This window comes from Streptomyces albidicamelliae, from assembly GCF_025642175.1.
Taxonomy (GTDB): Bacteria; Actinomycetota; Actinomycetes; order Streptomycetales; family Streptomycetaceae; genus Streptomyces; species Streptomyces albidocamelliae.
In genome coordinates this window covers 3322541-3339768 of sequence record NZ_CP106795.1, presented here as the reverse complement: position 1 = coordinate 3339768, position 17228 = coordinate 3322541, and the positions used below count along the sequence as shown (strand labels likewise).

15 protein-coding genes are annotated in these 17228 nt (G+C 70.4%); 4 read left to right on the top strand and 11 right to left on the bottom strand.

From position 1 onward, the window contains the following. Positions 1–11: 11 nt before the first annotated feature. Positions 12–1223, bottom strand: coding sequence for a helix-turn-helix domain-containing protein (locus N8I86_RS15355; protein ID WP_073900466.1), 1212 nt, complete (start codon positions 1221–1223; stop codon positions 12–14). A gap of 379 nt (positions 1224–1602) precedes the next feature. Further along, complete coding sequence (locus N8I86_RS15350; protein ID WP_263278019.1) at positions 1603–1893, bottom strand: hypothetical protein; 291 nt, start codon at positions 1891–1893, stop codon at positions 1603–1605. A gap of 323 nt (positions 1894–2216) precedes the next feature. Between N8I86_RS15350 and N8I86_RS15345 the strand changes: the two genes are divergently transcribed. Beyond that, positions 2217–2744: a universal stress protein gene (locus tag N8I86_RS15345; protein WP_073900468.1), complete on the top strand. Its 528-nt coding sequence runs from the start codon at positions 2217–2219 to the stop codon at positions 2742–2744. Positions 2745–2898: 154 nt separating this feature from the next. Beyond that, the gene (locus N8I86_RS15340; protein ID WP_263278018.1) at positions 2899–3456 is read left to right on the top strand and encodes a hypothetical protein; all 558 of its coding nucleotides are present in this window, start codon (positions 2899–2901) and stop codon (positions 3454–3456) included. 69 nt (positions 3457–3525) lie between these two features. On the opposite strand, the gene glmS is transcribed toward N8I86_RS15340, so the two are convergent. Further along, positions 3526–5343, bottom strand: coding sequence for a glutamine--fructose-6-phosphate transaminase (isomerizing) (gene glmS / locus N8I86_RS15335; RefSeq protein ID WP_073900472.1), 1818 nt, complete (start codon positions 5341–5343; stop codon positions 3526–3528). A 46-nt stretch (positions 5344–5389) separates the two neighbouring features. After that, positions 5390–5647, bottom strand: coding sequence for a hypothetical protein (locus N8I86_RS15330; RefSeq protein ID WP_073900474.1), 258 nt, complete (start codon positions 5645–5647; stop codon positions 5390–5392). A 165-nt stretch (positions 5648–5812) separates the two neighbouring features. Here N8I86_RS15330 and N8I86_RS15325 point away from each other — a divergent pair, with 165 nt between their 5' ends. Then, positions 5813–7378 (top strand): purple acid phosphatase family protein, encoded by a 1566-nt coding sequence (locus N8I86_RS15325; protein ID WP_263278017.1) that lies wholly within the window; start codon positions 5813–5815, stop codon positions 7376–7378. 25 nt (positions 7379–7403) lie between these two features. Here the strand turns inward: N8I86_RS15325 and N8I86_RS15320 are convergent, their stop codons facing one another. Further along, positions 7404–8270: a DUF4429 domain-containing protein gene (locus tag N8I86_RS15320; RefSeq protein ID WP_263278016.1), complete on the bottom strand. Its 867-nt coding sequence runs from the start codon at positions 8268–8270 to the stop codon at positions 7404–7406. 94 nt (positions 8271–8364) lie between these two features. Between N8I86_RS15320 and N8I86_RS15315 the strand changes: the two genes are divergently transcribed. Further along, positions 8365–9966 (top strand): beta-N-acetylhexosaminidase, encoded by a 1602-nt coding sequence (locus N8I86_RS15315; RefSeq protein ID WP_263278015.1) that lies wholly within the window; start codon positions 8365–8367, stop codon positions 9964–9966. A 67-nt stretch (positions 9967–10033) separates the two neighbouring features. Here N8I86_RS15315 and N8I86_RS15310 read toward each other — a convergent pair whose 3' ends face one another. From N8I86_RS15310 to N8I86_RS15285, 6 genes are all read right to left on the bottom strand, one after another. Further along, entirely contained in the window at positions 10034–11803 is a 1770-nt protein-coding gene (locus N8I86_RS15310) for an IucA/IucC family protein (protein ID WP_263278014.1), read from the bottom strand. Continuing rightward, entirely contained in the window at positions 11800–12339 is a 540-nt protein-coding gene (locus N8I86_RS15305; protein ID WP_073900484.1) for a GNAT family N-acetyltransferase, read from the bottom strand. The genes N8I86_RS15310 and N8I86_RS15305 overlap by 4 nt, the downstream gene beginning before the upstream one ends. Further along, positions 12336–13622 carry a lysine N(6)-hydroxylase/L-ornithine N(5)-oxygenase family protein gene (locus N8I86_RS15300; RefSeq protein WP_073900486.1) on the bottom strand — a complete coding sequence of 429 codons (1287 nt, stop codon included), beginning with the start codon at positions 13620–13622 and terminating at the stop codon, positions 12336–12338. Before N8I86_RS15300 ends, N8I86_RS15305 begins: the two co-directional genes overlap by 4 nt. Then, the gene (gene desA, locus N8I86_RS15295) at positions 13606–15048 is read right to left on the bottom strand and encodes a lysine decarboxylase DesA (protein ID WP_263278013.1); all 1443 of its coding nucleotides are present in this window, start codon (positions 15046–15048) and stop codon (positions 13606–13608) included. Before desA ends, N8I86_RS15300 begins: the two co-directional genes overlap by 17 nt. A 137-nt stretch (positions 15049–15185) precedes the next feature. Beyond that, positions 15186–16040, bottom strand: coding sequence for a siderophore-interacting protein (locus N8I86_RS15290; RefSeq protein ID WP_073900489.1), 855 nt, complete (start codon positions 16038–16040; stop codon positions 15186–15188). A gap of 55 nt (positions 16041–16095) precedes the next feature. After that, a complete protein-coding gene (locus N8I86_RS15285; protein WP_263278012.1) occupies positions 16096–17145 on the bottom strand; it encodes an ABC transporter substrate-binding protein in 1050 nt (349 codons plus the stop codon). Between the last annotated feature and the right edge of the window lie 83 nt (positions 17146–17228).

The following is a 17228-nucleotide window of genomic DNA, read 5'->3' as shown; positions in this document are numbered from 1 at the left end:
GCGTTCCTCGCTCAGCCGCCGCTGCGCGGACCCGGCAGCAGGCTCACCGCGCCGGCCGTGCGGCGGCTCTGCATCGGCACCCCGTTGTCCGGGTGCAGCATGGCCGGCACATGACCCAGTGGTCCCGGGCCGCCGGGCAGACCCGCGGGCTGCCCCTGGTGGCCGGGAGCCGACAGGGCCTCCGGATCACCCGGCCGCTCGCCCTGCGGCCGGCGGGCCCGGTAGGCGGCCCGGTACGCGGCCGGGGACGAGCCGAGCTGGCGGCGGAAGTGCCCGCGCAGCGCGACGGGGGAGCGGAAGCCGCACCGGCCCGCCACCTCGTCCACGGAGTAGTCCGACGTCTCCAGCAGCCGCTGCGCCTGGAGCACCCGCTGGGTGATCAGCCACTGCAGCGGTGCGCTGCCGGTCAGCGAGCGGAACCGGCGGTCGAACGTACGGCGGCTCATGTAGGCGCGTGCCGCCAGCGTCTCCACGTCGAACTGCTCGTGGAGGTGTTCCAGCGCCCAGGCGACGACCTCGGCCAGCGGGTCGGCGCCGATCTCCTCGGGTAAAGACCTGTCGAGATAGCGCTCCTGACCGCCGCTGCGGCGCGGTGGCACCACCAGGCGCCGGGCGAGCGCGCCGGCCGCCTCGTTGCCGTGGTCGGTCCGCACGATGTGCAGACACAGGTCGATCCCCGCGGCCGTACCGGCCGACGTCAGCACATCGCCGTCGTCGACGAACAGCTCCCGTGGATCGACGTGCACCGACGGATAGCGCTTGGCCAGCGTCGGTGCGTACATCCAGTGGGTCGTCGCCGGCCGCCCGTCCAGCAGTCCGGCCGCCGCGAGCACGAAGGCGCCCGTGCAGAGGCCCACGATGCGGGCACCCTCCTCGTGCGCTCTGCGCAGCGCGTCGAGCGCTTCCTCCGGCGGCGGCGAGGTGATCGAACGCCAGGCCGGCACGACGACCGTCCCGGCGCGGGAGATCGCCTCCAGCCCATGCGGCGCGGTGAGTTCCAGGCCCCCTGTGGTCCGCAGCGGGCCTTCCTCGCCGGCGCACACCAGTAGTCGGTAGCGCGGCACTCCGGCGTCCTGGCGGTCGATCCCGAACACCGAAAGCGGTATGGAACTCTCGAAGATGGGGCCGCCGCTGAACAGCAGCACCGCGACGATCTCCTTGCGGCGTCGCCCGGAGAGTTTCCGGGCCGCGGCTTCCGGCGCGGCAGTGGAGTCGTGGCTCATACTGCTAAGCCCCCCTCGGTGGTCGCGGCTCCTCGGTTGTGTCGCTCCTGCACGTTTCCCCTCGGTCCTGCACGAGTCCCCCGCCGTAAAGACAGTCAAGATCGAATCTACTGGCTCCCGCGGTCTGACGGTGGCCAGTTCGACACGCCGTGGATTGTCGACATGACAACTTGGCGTGAAGCATTCGATCACGAAGCGTTGCACTCGCGGGCCGCACTGGGAAGTACGCCTTGTCGCAGTGGCCAAACCGCGTAGGGTGCGCAGCCGTCCCTGGACCCTTTCCGTGCAGGTGGAACGGGGGTTGGGGGGCCTTTCGGCCCCCTCCGGGGCGGTATCCGGAAGTTGGCTGAAAAGATGCGTCCGGGGGTATGGAAACCGGTCAGTCGACCGGTGTCCGTCGCGTGTGCCCCCGCGTGTGACGTCCGCCTCTTTGCGTGGCGCAACGTTCCGGCCGGTGCGCGGCGCAGCGCTCGGAGCGGCGCAGCAGCAGCCGGCACACGGCGGTGACGGCGGCCAGGCCCAGGGCGGTGCCCGTGGCGCCGGCCAGCGAGGTGCCGTACCAGAGCAGGACCACGGGGACGAGGACGCAACTGAAGGCGGCCCAGCGGATCACGTCGCTCGCGGTGTCCGGGGCCGGGCGCGGCTCGGAGGTCGGGCGGGGTCCGGGCATCTCGTACTCCCTGTGGCGGTGGCTCACCCCGGTACAACGGCCGTTCGACGGGACGGTCACCGGCCGTGCACCCGTGATCGTGCGCAAACCGCCTGTACGGGGCAGCAACCATTGCGTTACGGGCGTCGCTCGTGCATGCTCCGGTGAACCCCTACGGACGTCGGGGGACCGCTTACGGAGCGTGCGCGGGATCTGTGCTCAGGAGGCGTGCCGCCGTACCCTTGGGGGTATGGGGTTGGGAAGATGTTTCCCGGACACAGCTCCGCAGCACCTAGCCGCACACTGCGTCCCCACCCATAAAGGATCACAACGCCGAGACAGCCATGGCCGGTCACGAATTCTTCGAACCCGCGGACCGCAAGCGGCCGGTCGCCGATCCCACGGCGGCCGATCCCCTGGCGGCGTCAGAGGCACGCCCCTCCTGCGACCCTGCCTTCCGGCACGGAGTGGTCGTCGGCTTCGACGGCTCGACCTCCAGTGAGCGGGCCCTCGCCTACGCGATCGGCATGGCCCATCGCTCCGGGTCCGGCCTGATCATCGTCCATGTGGCCAACCGGCTGCCGACCACCGTGTGGGCCGGCTGCGAGCCGCCCGTCTTCGTCGACGTGCCCGACCACCGCACCGAGGTGCTGGGGCTGGAGCTGGCCTGTGCGGACTACCTCGCCGAGGTGCCCTGGATCCTGGTCGAGCGGGGCGGCGACATCTGCCACGAACTCGAAGAGGTGGGGCGGGAGTACGAGGCGGACGCGATCGTCGTCGGCTCCACGCACGGTCTCGTGGGCCGGATCTTCGGCTCCGTCGCGGGCCGGCTCGCGAAGCGCGCGCAGCGGCCCGTGATCGTCATCCCCTGACCCGCCCGCCCGGTCGACGCGGTCCCGCCGTCTCCCGACTGTCCGTCAACTTCCCTTGTGCAGCGTGAAACTACTCGCGCGTAGAGGTGGTTTGTGCCCTTGTGAAGGGCATATACCGATCACCGCGCAAGTGCACAGCTGAAGGGAGCCCGCCGTGGACAACGACGTCTCTGCGGGAAGCGTGAGTTCTACTGTGGTCGGCCGACTCGCCCTGGGTGTCACCCTGTTGGCGTTCGGGCTCGGCACGACCGGTGTGATCGACGGCGTGGGGACCTCCGACGCCGTGACCGTCGCCCATTACGTGGGCGGTGTCGCCCTCTTCCTCGTCGGCCTGCTGGCCCTCCGTGACTCCACCGCGTCCGGCGTGGGGTACGTGGCGCTCGGCGCCCTGTGGTTCACCTGGGCCGTGTCGGATCCCGGGTCGGCGAACGCGGCCGGGCTGTTCCTGCTCCTGTTCGCCCTCGTGGCACTCACGTTGACCGTCGCCGGCGGCGACACCCTCGGTCAGGTCACCCACGGGCTGCTGTTCCTGGCGATGCTCGTGCTGGCCGTCGCGGCCTTCGCCGACAGCTCCGCGCTGACCAAGGCCGGCGGCTGGCTCGCGGCCCTCTCGGGCGTGGTCGCCTGGTACGCGGCGACCGCGGCTCTCGCGCACTGGCCCACCGCGCTCCCTCGGCGTGCCGCCGGCCGGGGGGTGACGGCCACCGGCTGATCGACAGCGGCACCGGAAGGACCCCCGTGTGTTCGGTGGCACATGCGGGGGTCCGTCCGTGAGCGGGTGCTACTCGACCGTCACCGACTTGGCGAGGTTGCGCGGCTTGTCGATGTCACGGCCCAGGGCCTTCGCCGTGTGGTAGGCGAGGAGCTGGAGCGGGATGCCCATGAGGATGGGGTCGAGCTCGTCCTCGTTCTTGGGCACGATGATCGTCTGGTCGGCCTTCTCCTGGTGCTGGTGGGCCACCGCCAGGATCTTGCCCTCGCGTGCCTTGATCTCCTCCAGGGCCGCGCGGTTCTTCTCCAGCAGGTCGTCGTCGGGGACGATCGCGACCGTGGGGAGGGCCGGCTCGATGAGCGCCAGCGGACCGTGCTTCAGCTCGGAGGCGGGGTAGGCCTCGGCGTGGATGTAGGAGACCTCCTTGAGCTTCAGCGAGGCCTCGCGGGCCACCGGGTAGCCACGGACCCGGCCGATGAAGAGCATCGAGCGGGCGTCGGCGTACAGCTCGGCCAGCTCCTTGATCTGCTCCTCCTGCTTGAGCATCTCGGTGATCTGCCCGGGCAGCTTGCGCAGGCCCTCGATGATCCGCTTGCCGTCGCGGACCGAGAGGTCACGGGTGCGGCCGAGGTGCAGGGCGAGCAGCGCGAAGGCGACGGTCATGTTGGTGAAGCACTTGGTCGACACCACGCAGACCTCGGGACCGGCGTGCACGTAGATGCCGGCGTCCGCCTCGCGGGCGATCGCCGAGCCGACCACGTTGACGACACCGAAGACCCGGGCGCCCTTGCGCTTGAGCTCCTGGACCGCGGCGAGCACGTCGTACGTCTCGCCCGACTGGGAGACGGCCACGTAGAGGGTGTCGGGGTCGACCACCGCGTTGCGGTAGCGGAACTCGGAGGCGGGCTCGGCGTCCGCGGGGATGCGGGCCAGCTCCTCGATCATCTGGGCGCCGATCATGCCCGCGTGGTACGAGGTGCCGCAGCCGAGGATCTTCACGCGGCGGATCTGCCGCGCCTCGCGCGCGTCCAGGTTGAGGCCGCCGAGGTGCACGGTGGAGAACCGGTCGTCGATGCGGCCGCGCAGCACGCGGTCGACCGCGTCGGCCTGCTCGAAGATCTCCTTGTGCATGTAGGTGTCGTGGCCGCCCATGTCGTACGACTCGGCCTCCCACTCCACCGTGGTGGGCTCGGCCGTCGTACGGGTGCCCTCGGTGGTGTAGGTGCGGAAGTCGTCGGCCTTGAGGGTGGCCATCTCGCCGTCGTCGAGGGTCACTATCTGCCGGGTGTGCATGACCAGCGCGGCGATGTCCGAGGCGACGAACATCTCCTTCTCGCCGATGCCGAGGACGACCGGGGAGCCGTTGCGGGCCACCACGATCCGGTCGGGGAAGTCGGCGTGCAGCACGGCGATGCCGTACGTGCCCTCGATCAGGCGGACCGCCTGGCGGACCTTGTCCTCCAGCTTCTCGGCCTGCGAGCGGGCGATGAGGTGGGTGAGGACCTCGGTGTCGGTCTCGGAGAGGAACTCGACACCGTCCGCCTCCAGCTTGCGGCGCAGGTCGGTGGCGTTGTCGATGATGCCGTTGTGCACGACGGCGACCTTGCTGTCGGCCGACATGTGCGGGTGGGCGTTCACGTCGGAGGGGGCGCCGTGGGTGGCCCAGCGGGTGTGGGCGATACCGGTGGTGCCCTTGAACCGCGCCGGGACCTTGGCCTCCAGGTCCCGCACCCGGCCCTTGGCCTTGACCATCTTCAGGCCCGGCGCCTTCGGGGAGGTGACGACGATGCCCGCGGAGTCGTAGCCGCGGTACTCCAGCCGCTGCAGGCCCTCCAGGAGGAGGGGCGCGACGTCACGCTTCCCGATGTATCCGACGATTCCGCACATATAGAGAGGTATCCCTTGACTGTCGCTCGGTCCGGTCCGGCTGTTCTCAGCCGTAGACCATGCGGCGCAGCTGCCTGAGCGTCAGCTCCGGCGGCGCCACCGCCCGGTATTTCAGGTCCGCCTCGATCCGGTCGAAGATCTCCGTGTTCACCAGGCCCTGGGCCTGCAGTTCACGGTGGCGGCGACGGACGAACTCGGGGGTCGTCTCGTCGAAGAAGGCGAGCACGTCCTGGATCACCCGCAGCGCCTCGCCCCGGCTCAGGGGCGTGGACCGCGACAGATGATCAACGAGTTCGTCGTGCACCCGGTAGATCCTCGGGCACCGGCCGCCGTTTCGCAAGAATCGTGCCCGATTTCGGGCAAGCGCCTGTTGAATCTCTTATGGGGCGCTGTTCGCGGACTGTCCATCCTGTGTCTTGTGTCTCGTTGCCCGGGGCCACGAGTTTCGGACGTCATGGACATTCCTCGTATGGGCGTTCCCGAGAAGCTGGCCGAGCGCATGAGCATGGCCGAGCAGCACGAGTACCTGCGCGCCAGATTCTCGCGGCGCACCATGATCAGGGGCGGCGCCGTCACGCTGGGCGCCGTCACGGGTGGCGCCTTCCTGCCGGGCGCCACCGCCCAGGCGGCCGTGCCCACGCAGCGCACCGCCGCCACGGCCGAGTCGGTCGACGGAGCCCTCGTCGCCCCCTTCGGCCGCCACCTGGCCTTCGGCAACGACCCGCGCACGGAGGTCACCGTCTCCTGGCAGGTCCCGGTCGCGGTGAAGAAGCCCTTCATCCGCATCGGCGCCCACCCCTGGGACCTCTCGCGCCGGATCGACGCCGAGGTCCGCACCCTCTACACCCCGGCAGGTGTCGGCGCGAGCGGCGACCGCACCCAGTACTACCTGCACGCCAAGCTCACCCACCTGCGCCCGGGCCGGACCTACTACTACGGCGTCGGCCACCACGGCTTCGACCCGGCCGAGCCGCACCTGGCGGGCACCCTGGGCACCTTCACCACCGCCCCGGCGCACAAGGAGCGGTTCACCTTCACCGCCTTCGGCGACGAGGGCGTCGGCTACCACGGCCTCGCCAACAACGCCCTGATCCTCGGCCAGAACCCGGCCTTCCACCTGCACGCCGGTGACATCGCCTACGGCGACCCGGCCGGCCAGGGCAGGACCACCGACACCGGCTTCGACTCGCGCACCTGGGACCAGTTCCTCCACCAGACCGAGTCCGTCGCCAAGCAGGTGCCGTGGATGCCCGCGTACGGCAACCACGACATGGAGGCCTGGTACTCGCCGAACGGCTACGGCGGCGAGGAGGCCCGCTGGACCCTCCCGGACAACGGCCCGGACGCCGACAACCTGCCGGGCGTGTACTCCTTCGTCTACGGCAACACCGCGGTCATCTCGCTGGACGCCAACGACATCTCCTTCGAGATCCCGGCGAACCTGGGCATCTCCGGAGGAACCCAGACGAACTGGCTGGAAGGGCAGCTGAAGAAGTTCCGCGCGTCCAAGGACGTCGACTTCATCGTGGTCTTCTTCCACCACTGCGCCTACTGCACCTCCACCGCGCACGCCTCGGAGGGGGGCGTGCGCCAGGAGTGGGTGCCGCTGTTCGAGAAGTACACGGTGGACCTCGTCATCAACGGCCACAACCACCAGTACGAGCGCACCGACGTGATCAAGGGCGACAAGGTCACCAAGAAGCTGCCGATCGGCGGCACGGCCTACCCCGAGACCGAGGGCGTGGTCTACGTCACCGCGGGCGCCGCGGGCCGCAGCCTCTACGCCTTCTCCGCCCCGGACTCCTACGAGGGCCACGAGCACGAGGTCGACTCGGTCGCCTCGTTCATCAACACCAAGGACGGCAAGGTCGACGAGACCGTCGCCTGGTCCCGGGTGCGCTACCTCAACTACTCCTTCCTGCGGGTGGACGTCGTGCCCGCGCCGAAGGGCCGGCAGACCACGCTGAAGGTGTCGGGCATCGCCGAGACCGGCGACCGCATCGACCACTTCACCGTGTCCCGCCGGGCGAAGTAGCCGCTGCCCGACGAGTGGGCGGTCCTCACAGGCGCTTGAGGACCGCCTGCTTGGCCAGCGTGAACTCGTCGTCCGTCAGCACGCCCTCGCGATGCAGTTCACCGAGCTCGCGCAGCCGCCGCAGCAGTGCGTCGTGGCCGTCACCGGCCGGCGGCAGCTGCTTCGGGAGTACGGCGTCCCCCTCGGCGGCGGCCGACGGGTGCGGCAGCCGGGCCCGGACCGCGGCCGCGACCAGCGCCATCAGCGGGTCCTTCTTGAAGCCCCACAGCTCCACGGCGTTCGGGTCGTACTTCGGGGGCGCCGTGACGGGGGCGCCCCGGACCCGGAAGCGCAGGTAGCCGTTCTCCAGCCCGGCCGCCGGCTGCCACTCCACGCCGGTGACCTCCGCGAGCGGGATCGTCCGCGGGCCGGTGGCGGCCTTGGCGTCCTCCGTCTTCCAGTTCCACTCCAGCCGCACCCGCTCCCCGTCGAAACCGGCCGTGCCGTCCCCGGCGGACGCCGACACCGGCAGCGACGGCCCCGGCAGCAGCCAGGAGCCCACCGGGTCGGAGGAAACCCCGTCCAGCAGCAGGGCGTTGCGGATCTCGTCGGCGAGGTACTCGGCGACGCCGTACCGGTCCGGTTCGACGGCCAGCTGATAGGGGTCGTTCGCCTCGGTGAGCCGGCCGCCGGTGGCGTGCAGCAGCGGATCGGCGCCGTCGCGCAGCCTGAGCCTCAGCCGTCCCGACCGCCGGCCCTGCTCGAAGGAGACACCGGCCGACGCGCGCAGCGGCACGACGAGTTCACCCAGCTCGCGGCGGAGGGGGCTCACGTTCCTGTCCCGGCCGGGAGTGAGGCGCAGGACGTCGCCGTCGAAGACCCAGGTGCCGTCCTTCTGGATGATTTCCGCCATGCGGGGATTGTTTCACCGGATCTGCGGGAGAGTGGTCTCGACCACGTCCGACGGTCAACACAGCGGACAGTCACCTCATCTGACGGGAGCGCATGTGAGACGGAACCACAGCACGACTCCCCGGACACCCCACATCCTCGGTTCGCTGCTGCTCGTGGCGGCGGCCGGGGTCCTCACCCTCGGCGCGGCCCACCCGGCGCCCGCGGCCGCCCCGGCCCCGCTGGACCGGGTGGTCCCGGCCCCGGCCTCGGTCAGAGCCGGCGGCGCCCCGTACCGCATCACCCGCGCCACCGGCGTCCGGGTCGACGGCTCCGCCGAGGTCCGCCGGATCGGCACGTACCTCACCGGCATCCTGCGGCCCTCCACCGGCTACCCGCTGCCGCTCACCGAACAGGGCACCGGCGGCATCCGGCTCCACCTGGTCCAGGGCGGTTTCGGGGCCGAGGGCTACCGGCTGCAGAGCGGCCCGGGGGGCGTCACGATCACCGCGAGCGCCCCCGCCGGCCTCTTCCACGGCGTCCAGACCCTGCGCCAGCTCCTCCCGGCCGCCGTCGAGAGCAAGGCCGTCCGGTCCGGCCCCTGGCAGATCGCCGGCGGCACGATCGAGGACCGCCCCCGCTACTCCTACCGGGGCGCCATGCTGGACGTCTCCCGGCACTTCTTCACCGTCGGCCAGGTCAAGCGCTACATCGACCAGCTGGCCCTCTACAAGATCAACGAGCTGCACCTGCACCTCAGCGACGACCAGGGCTGGCGGATCGCCGTCGACTCCTGGCCGCGCCTGGCCACCCACGGCGGCTCCACCCAGGTCGGCGGCGGCCGGGGCGGCCACTACAGCAAGGCCGACTACCAGGAGATCGTCCGGTACGCGGCCTCCCGCTATCTGGAGGTCGTCCCCGAGATCGACATGCCCGGCCACACCAACGCGGCCCTCTCCTCGTACGCGAAGCTCAACTGCGACGGCGTGGCGCCCCCGTTGTACACGGGCACCCAGGTCGGCTTCAGCTCGCTGTGCGTGCCCAAGGCGGTCACCTACGACTTCGTGGACGACGTGATCAGGGAGCTGGCGGCGATCACGCCGGGCCGCTACCTCCACATCGGCGGCGACGAGGCGCACTCCACACCCCACGCCGACTACGTGACGTTCATGGACCGCGTGCAGCCGGTCGTGGCCAAGTACGGCAAGAAGGCCGTCGGCTGGCACCAGCTCACCGGAGCCCACCCGGCCAAGGGCGCGCTCGCCCAGTACTGGGGCCTGGACGGCACCGCCGCGGCGGAGAAGGCGCAGGTCGCCGAGGCCGCCCGGCACGGCACCGGGCTGATCCTGTCCCCGGCCGACCGGGTCTACCTCGACATGAAGTACACGAAGGACACCAAGCTCGGCACCAAGTGGGCGGGCATGGTGGAGGTGAAGCGGTCCTACGACTGGAATCCGGGCGCCTATCTGCCCGGAGCCCCCGCGTCCGCGATCCGGGGCGTCGAGGCACCCCTGTGGACGGAGACCGTGAAGACGTCCGCCGACCTCGAGTACCTGGCGTTCCCGCGGCTGGCGGGCGCGGCCGAACTGGGCTGGTCGCCGGCGGCCACCCACGGCTGGAGCGGCTACAAGGTGCGGCTGGCCGCCCAGGGACCGCGCTGGGACGCCCTCGGCATCCACTACTACCGGTCGCCGCAGGTCCCCTGGCCGAAGCGCTGACCGCCCCGGCGGGACGACGGGCACCCCGGAGGACCGTACTCCGGGGTGCCCGTCCGCCGGTGGGCCGTCAGCGGCCTGCCAGCGGGTTCTCGAGGGTGCCCACCAGCTGGAGCGCACCGGACGGATCGGCGAGGTCCACCATCTGCCGGTTGTCGCGCAGCTGGAGCCGGTTGAGACAGGACAGCGCGAACTCGGGGGCGAACATGTCGTACTGCCGGAATCTGTCGGCGAGTTCGGGGTTCGACTCCTGGTACTCGCGGGTGACCTCGGCGACCGTGCGCCAGAAGCCGTCCTCCTCCAGGACGCCCTCGGCGGCGAGGTGGGCGGCGAGGAACCGGAAGAAGCAGTCGAAGACGTCCGTGAAGATCGACAGCAGCTTGGTGTCGTCCGGGACCTCGATGCGGATCCTGCGGACCTCGGGCGGCAGGACGGCGTCCGGGTCCATCACCGCGATCTCCTCGGCGATGTCCTTGTAGACCGCTCGCCGCACGACCCCGTCCGCCAGCACCAGGATGACGTTCTCGCCGTGCGGCATGTACACCAGGTCGTAGGCGTAGAAGCTGTGCAGCAGCGGCGTGTAGTAGGCCCGCAGGTACTGCCGCAGCCACTCCGCGGGGGCCAGGCCCGACCGCTCGATCAGGGCGCCCGCGAAGGAGGCGCCCTCGTGGTCGACGTGCAGCAGGGAGGCCATGGTCGCGAGGGACTCGCCGTCCCGGAGCGAGGGCACGGGGCTCTCCCGCCACAGCGCGGCGAGCATCTTGCGGTACGGCGAGTAGCGGTCCGTGGCGCGCTCGTACTCCAGGTGCCGGTAGCCGACGGCCGCCCGCTCGCGGATGATCGACAGACCGGTCGACTTCAGCACCGGATCGTTCTCGATCAGCTGGGCCAGCCAGTCGTTGATCGCCGGCGTCGCCTCCATGTAGGCGGCCGAGAGGCCGCGCATGAAGCCCATGTTGAGGACCGACAGGGCCGTCTTCACATAGTGCTTGCGCGGGTCGCTGGTGTTGAAGAAGGTCCGGATGGACTGCTGGGCCAGGTACTCGTCGTCGCCCTCGCCGAGGCACACCAGGTGACGGCGGGCCACCTCGGCGGCGAAGGTGACGGAGAGCTTGTTCCACCACTGCCAGGGGTGGACGGGGATGAGGAGGTAGTCGGCGGGGTCGAGGCCCAGGCCGGCCAGCTTCCCGTGGAACCTCCCGACGGTCGCCTCGCCCAGCTCCTGCCGGACGAAGTCCTCGTACTCGATCCCGACGCCCGCCGTGAACGCGGCCCGGGAGCGGTGCGCGGCCAGCCACACCAGCCGGACGGGGCTCGCGGTCTCCGGGGCGTAGGACAGGTACTCGTGGACGCCGAAGCCGAGCCGTCCGTTGTTCGCGACGAAGCAGGGGTGCCCCTCGGTCATCCCGGTCTCGATGTCCTGGAAGCCGCCGCGGGCCAGCTCGGCGGAGGTAACCTCCGGCTTGGTGAGCTTGTAGCAGGTACTGGAGAGGGTGGAGGAGATCTCCTCCAGGTACACCGGCAGGATCTCGTCGCTCAGTCCCAGGGACTCCTTCAGCTCGATGAAGAAGTCCAGCGGCGCGAGCGGGACCTCGACGCCGTCGTGGTGTCGGGTGATGGACGGGGCGTCGATCTGCCAGTGGTCGAGGGCCCGGCGGACGGCGGTGAACCGGTAGGCGGTGAGCCCGTCGTCGCTGCGGACGACGTACCCGCCGTCCTCGGGTTCCGGTGTGATCAGACGCTCGTGCGCGAACTCGGCGAGGGCCTTGCGGATCAGGAGGCGGCCGGCGGTCTCCCAGCGTTCGGGGGAGAGGTGGGCCACGGTGTCGGCGAGACTCACGCGGCCACCGCCTTCGTGAACTGCTCCCGGGTGCAGAAGCTCAGCAGCGCCTGCTTCTCCGGCTTGCGGATCTCCCGTTCGGGCACGAACCCGACGGCGGCGTTCAGGGCGTGCACGGCCGTGTTGCGCACGTCCGGCTCGACCACGACCCGCCGGGTCGCCGGGTCCTCGAACAGGAACGCCATCACGGCGGTGATGACGGCCCGGGTGAACCCGTGCACGGGGGTGTCGGTCGGCGCGACCAGGAAGTGCATGCCGACGTCGCCGGGCTCGGGCTCGTACAGCCCGACCAGCTCCCGGTGGGCGGGGTCGTACTTCTCCATCAGGAAGGCGGGCTGGTCCTCGTGCAGGCCGAGGAAGGCGTGGTGGTGCTCGTCGGCCGCGATCTCCATGTAGGCCCGCTCGACGTCCTCCAGCCTCGCGTCCTGCATCATCCAGAACGCCGACTTGGGGTGGGTCACCCAGCCGTGCAGCAGCTCGGCGTCCTTCAGCGGGTCGAGGGGACGGACGGTGAAGGGCAGGTCCTTCGTGGTCATACGGCGAACTCCTGGAAGGCGATGGACTTCTCGACCGGGTAGTACTCGCTGCCGAGCAGCTCGCGGATGATGTACGCGTTCCGGTACGCGCCCATGCCCAGGTCGGGGCTGGTGATGCTGTGCGTGTGGACGCCGGCGTTCTGCAGGAAGACCCCGCGGCCGGTGGTGTCGATGGAGTAGTTGCGGGCGACGTCGAAGCGGCCGTGGCCGTCGAGGCGCAGCCGGTCGCGGACGGGCGCGAGGAAGGCCGGCGGCTCGTAGTGGTAGCCGGTGGCCAGCAGCAGGCCCTCCGTGTCGATCCCGAAGTCCTTGCCCTGCTCGTCCTGGTGGAAGCCGAGGGAGTACGCACCGTCGGCGTAGGACGCGGTGACCAGCGAGGAGTTGGTGATCAGACGGGTGGGCACCGGGCGGTCGCCGCTCTCGACGTGCTTCTGGTAGAGCAGGTCGTAGATCGCGTCGATGAGGTCCGAGTTGATGCCCTTGAACAGGCCCTTCTGCTGCTTCTCCAGCCGGTAGCGGGTCTCCTCGGGCAGCGCGCGGAAGTAGTCGATGTAGTCCGGGGAGGTCATCTCCAGCGTCAGCTTGGTGTACTCCAGCGGGAAGAACCGCGGGGAGCGGGTCACCCAGTTGAGCCGGTAGCCGTGCGCGTCGATCTCGGAGAGCAGCTCGTAGTAGATCTCCGCCGCGCTCTGGCCGCTGCCGACGACGGTGATGGACTTCTTCGCCTGGAGCTCCGCCTTGCGGTGCATGTACTGCGCGTTGTGCAGGAAGTCGCCGCCGAGATCGCGGCACGCCTCGGGGACGTAGGGCGTCGTCCCGGTGCCGAGGACCAGGTGGCGGGTGCGGTAGGTGTCGCCGGCCGCGGTCCGCACGGCGTACCGGTCGTCCTCGTACGTCACCTCGGTGACCGTGGTGCCGAAGCGGACGCTGCTCAGCTTGTTCGCCGCCCAGCGGCAGTAGTCGTCGTACTCGACCCGCAGGGGGTAGAAGTTCTCGCGGATGTAGAACGAGTACAGTCTGCCCTTCTCCTTCAGGTAGCTGAGGAAGGAGTACGGCGAGGTCGGGTCGGCGAGGGTGACCAGGTCGGACATGAACGGGGTCTGCAGGTGGGCGCCGTCGAGGAACATGCCCGCGTGCCACTCGAAGTCCGGCTTGGACTCCAGGAAGACGCCGTCCAGCTCGGCGATCGGCTCGGTCAGGCAGGCGAGGCCGAGGTTGAAGGGGCCGAGCCCGATCCCCACGAAGTCGTAGGTCTTGCTGTGGGCTTCAGGACGCGCGGTCAAGGGACTCTCCCAGGTACTGCTCGGCATGGCCGGCGATCAGGTCAAGGACGGCGGCGATGTCGGCCGTCGTCGTCTCGGGGTTGAGCAGGGTGAACTTCAGGTAGTGGCGGCCGCCGACCTTGGTGCCCGCGACGACGGCGTCACCGGAGGCGAACAGGGCCTTGCGGGCGTACAGGTTGGCCCGGTCGATCTCGGCGGGGTCGGTGACGGCCGCCGGGACGTAGCGGAAGACGAGGGTGGACAGCGAGGGCTCGACGACCACGTCGTAGCGGGGGTCGCCGGCCAGCAGCGTCCAGCCCTCCCGCGCGAGGTCGCACACCTCGTCGAAGAGCTGCCCGATGCCGTCGGCGCCCATCGTGCGCAGCGTCAGCCACAGCTTGAGGGCGTCGAAGCGGCGGGTGGTCTGCAGGGACTTGTCGACCTGGTTGGGAATACGTTCCTGCACCATGCGGCGCGGGTTGAGGTACTCGGCGTGGTAGGTGGCGTGCCGCAGGGTGGCCGCGTCCCGGACCAGCACGGCGGACGAACTCACCGGCTGGAAGAAGGACTTGTGGTAGTCGACGGTGACCGAGTCGGCGCGCTCGATGCCGTCGATGCGGTCGCGGTACTTCAGCGAGGCGAGCAGGCCGCAGCCGTAGGCGGCGTCCACGTGCATCCACACGCCGTACTGGGCGCACAGCTCGGCGATCTCGGGCAGCGGGTCGATGGAGCCGAAGTCGGTGGTGCCGGCGGTGGCGACGACGGCCATGGGGACCAGGCCGTCCGCCGCGCAGCGCTCCAGCTCGCGGGCGAGGGCGACCGTCTGCATGCGCTTGTCGTGGTCGACGGGCACGACGACGACGGCGTCCGGGCCGAGGCCGAGGAGTTTGGCGGACTTCTTCACGCTGAAATGGCTGACCTCGGAGGCGAAGACGCGCAGCCGGCCGAGATCCTGGCTCTTGGCCTCCTCCCGTGCCAGCAGCAGCGCCTGGAGGTTGGACTGCGTCCCGCCGGAGGTGAACACGCCGTCCGCGGCCGGGCCGAGGCCGATGCGGGTGGCCGTCCAGTCGACGAGCCTGCGCTCGATCAGGGTGCCGCCGGCCGACTGGTCCCAGGTGTCCAGGGAGGAGTTGACGGCGGACAGCACGGCCTCGCCGAGCACCGCGGGGATGACGACCGGGCAGTTGAGGTGGGCCAGGTAGCGGGGGTGGTGGAACCAGACCGCGTCCCGCAGGTAGACGTTCTCCAGCTCGTCCAGGACGGCCGTGGTGTCACCCAGCGGCCGGTCCAGGTCGATCGCGTCGATGTCGGGGGCGAGGGCGTCCACCAGGATGCCGGTGAACGGACGGTCGGTGGTGGCGAGTTTGGCCGCCACCCGCTCGACTCCTTCGGTCACGGAGCGGCGGTAGTGCTCCGCGGTGAGGCCATTGAGCAGGTGCGAGCGCATGTGGGGGTCCTCCGAGGGGACTGTCCGTGCGGGGAACGGGGAAGCCGGTGATCGCGTCTCCAACTTAGGTAAGCCTAACCTAAGTTGCTTGCTCCGAAACACACCTCTCCGGTGACCGGCGTCACGTCGGGGCGGGGCTACTCCGCGGCGCGGAGCTGTTCCTCCGTCAGGCCCTGGCGCCAGTAGCCGACGAACGTCACCCGGCGCCGGTCGATCCCGCGCTCACCGACGAAGTGCCGGCGCACCGCCTTCACGTGCCCGGACTCACCGGCGATCCAGACGTACGGCCGCTCGGCGAGGGGGAGCCGGGCGGCTCGTACGGCGTCGACGGCCATGGGGGAGCTGTCGTGCCGTACGAGCCACGTGAGCTCCGCGTCCGCCCGCGTCACCACGTCCTGGATGTCACCGGCGTGCGGCACCTCCAGCCAGGCGCGCACCCGGGTGCCGGCCGGCAGGGACTCGAGGATCGCGGTGGCCGCGGGAACGGCGGTCTCGTCGCCCCACAGCACCACGAGGTCCGTGTCCCCGGGCGGGCGGAAGCGGATCGCGCGGTTGTCGGCGACGGCCGGCCCGAGCAGCAGGACCCGGTCCCCGGCCGCGGCGCGGGAGGCCCAGCGGGAGGCGGGGCCCGCGGGGGTGGCCGCGCCGGGCTCGACACCGTGCAGTGCGAAGTCGATGTCGATCTCGCGGGTGCCGCCGTCGGCGTCCCGCCGCAGCGCGCGCAGGGTGTACGAGCGCATGACCGCCCGTACGTCGTCGGGCAGTTCGCGCCAGCCCTGCCACCAGCCGTCGCCCAGCTCCAGCGGGACCACGGGGTCGCTCTGCCCGGGGTGCGGCAGGAACAGGGACAGGGACTGGTCCCGCCCGTCGGAGTGGAAGGCGTGCAGGTCGGCGCCGGCGAAGGTGACCCGGACCAGAGACGGGCCGAGCCGCCTCGTCCGTACGACCTGGAGGGAGAAGAAACGGAACGGGGCGGCTACGGCCGTCGTCATGTGTGGCTCCTGAGCGTGGGATTCAGGGCTTTGTCAGGGGTGGCACCCGAGGGCGTCAGGCGACCTTCTCGGCCTTCTCCAGCGCCTCGGCCAGGGTCGTCAGGAGCGGGACGCACTTGTCGTAGGACAGGATCGGCTCGGGGGAGCGGGAGATGACCTGGCCGGCCTTGACCGCGGGGAGCTTCTTCCAGGTCGCCTTGGTGATGTCGGCGGGCTGGATGGTCGAGGAGCGGTCGTCCATCATGATGATGTCGGCCTGGTACTTGTCGACGTTCTCCCAGCTGAGCGACTCGTACCAGCCGCCGCCCTTGGCCTTGGCGCTCTCCGGGGGCTCGACGAAGTTCACGCCGAGGGCCTTGAAGTACTCCAGGTCGACGGAGAGGTTGGTGCCGGAGACGTAGAAGAGCTGGTCGCTCGCGGAGCCGGCCATGACCTTGATCCCGGGCTTGGCCCTGGCCGCGGCGCGCAGGCGGGCGGCGGCCTCCTCGAAGCGCTTCTTGGCGGCCGTCACCTTGGCGGCCCTCATGTCGCCGCCGAGCGACTCGGCCAGTTGCCACATGCGCTGCAGCGACTGCGGGAGCTGACGGTCGTAGACGGAGATGCCGACGCTCGGGGCCAGCTGGGCGATCTTGTCCTTCGACTCGTCCGGCACGTACCAGAGCGTGCCGGCGTCGTCGAACATCGTGGAGATCAGCACGTCCGGCGCGAGGGCCGCGTACTTCTCGATCTTGAACTGGCCCCAGGTGTTGCCGAGGACCGTCACCTTGCTGACGTCCATGTCGCCGGCCTGGACGTCGGGCTTGCCGTCCGCGGTCTTCGTCGGGCCGAACACGCCCTTGACCTGCACGCCGTAGTCGTACAGCGCGGCACCGACACCGGTGAAGGCGACGATGTTCGCGGGGACCTTGTCCAGCTTCACGGTCTTCTTGCGGTCGTCCGTGAAGGACCAGGGGCCGGACTTGGCGGCCGTCGTCCCCTTGCCGGAGCCCGCGTCCTTGCCCTTGTCGTCCCCGCAGGCGGCGAGTGCGGCGCCGAGAGCGAGGGCGCCGCCGGCGGCGAGCAGACCGCGACGGGAAGGGGACGACGTCGTACGGACGTTGGGCATGGCTCGGCTGCTTTCGGAACAGGGTGGGGCGCCCACCGGACTGGTTCGAAGGTCAGGTTAGCCTAACCTCACTCGATGTCCAG

Excerpts from the sequence above, each read along its gene's own strand:
- N8I86_RS15355 (WP_073900466.1), bottom strand. The coding sequence starts at position 1,223 with ATGAGCCACGACTCCACTGCCGCGCCGGAAGCCGCGGCCCGGAAACTC.
- N8I86_RS15350 (WP_263278019.1), bottom strand. The coding sequence starts at position 1,893 with ATGCCCGGACCCCGCCCGACCTCCGAGCCGCGCCCGGCCCCGGACACC.
- N8I86_RS15345 (WP_073900468.1), top strand. The coding sequence starts at position 2,217 with ATGGCCGGTCACGAATTCTTCGAACCCGCGGACCGCAAGCGGCCGGTC.
- glmS (WP_073900472.1), bottom strand. The coding sequence starts at position 5,343 with ATGTGCGGAATCGTCGGATACATCGGGAAGCGTGACGTCGCGCCCCTC.
- N8I86_RS15325 (WP_263278017.1), top strand. The coding sequence starts at position 5,813 with ATGGGCGTTCCCGAGAAGCTGGCCGAGCGCATGAGCATGGCCGAGCAG.
- N8I86_RS15320 (WP_263278016.1), bottom strand. The coding sequence starts at position 8,270 with ATGGCGGAAATCATCCAGAAGGACGGCACCTGGGTCTTCGACGGCGAC.
- N8I86_RS15305 (WP_073900484.1), bottom strand. The coding sequence starts at position 12,339 with ATGACCACGAAGGACCTGCCCTTCACCGTCCGTCCCCTCGACCCGCTG.
- desA (WP_263278013.1), bottom strand. The coding sequence starts at position 15,048 with ATGCGCTCGCACCTGCTCAATGGCCTCACCGCGGAGCACTACCGCCGC.
- N8I86_RS15290 (WP_073900489.1), bottom strand. The coding sequence starts at position 16,040 with ATGACGACGGCCGTAGCCGCCCCGTTCCGTTTCTTCTCCCTCCAGGTC.
- N8I86_RS15285 (WP_263278012.1), bottom strand. The coding sequence starts at position 17,145 with ATGCCCAACGTCCGTACGACGTCGTCCCCTTCCCGTCGCGGTCTGCTC.